At 75.1% G+C, this 478-nt stretch carries 2 protein-coding genes; both read right to left on the bottom strand.

The window, feature by feature from the left end; all coding sequences use genetic code 11:
• A partial coding sequence (locus K9U41_RS23130; RefSeq protein ID WP_432715855.1) for a hypothetical protein occupies window positions 1–203 on the bottom strand: 203 nt, incomplete at its 3' end.
• On the bottom strand, window positions 200–478 hold a 279-nt coding region (locus tag K9U41_RS23125), incomplete at its 5' end, for a cytochrome P450 (protein ID WP_282643179.1). The genes K9U41_RS23125 and K9U41_RS23130, both read right to left, overlap by 4 nt.

Raw genomic sequence — 478 nt, 5'->3', positions numbered from 1 at the left:
GTGTGGAGATGTCGCAGGGAGCCGAGCAGGACCCCGATCGTGGCGGCCTCGTTGCGGGCCGGGACGACCACCGACACGGCGGCTCCGCCGCGCGACAGCACGCCACGGGGCACCGGGCGCAGGTCGGCGAGGAAGCGACCCGCCAGCAGCAGAGCCACCGCCAGGACGACGGCCAGCACGACCGTCAGCAGGATGGGGGTCATCGCGACCCACCGCCGACACGGGTGACCACCAGCCGCATGCCGCCGCGCGGGTGCACGGCCACCTGGGCCTCCGGGTGGGGGCGTGTCCAGCCGGGCGGCACGCTCACCCGGTGCGTCGCCAGCAGCCGGCTCAGCACCAGGACCATCTCGCCGAGGGCGAACTCACGCCCGATGCACAGGCGCGGTCCCTGGCCGAACGGGAGGTAGCCGGTCGGCCGGTCGCTCGCGTCGAGGAAGCGCTCCGGCCGGAACGACGACGGGTCCGGCCACAGGTC

This window comes from Xanthobacter autotrophicus, assembly GCF_029991245.1.
Taxonomy (GTDB): Bacteria; Pseudomonadota; Alphaproteobacteria; order Rhizobiales; family Xanthobacteraceae; genus Xanthobacter; species Xanthobacter autotrophicus_C.
The sequence above is the reverse complement of the archived record's forward strand: the minus strand, read 5'-3'. Positions and strand labels throughout refer to the sequence as shown.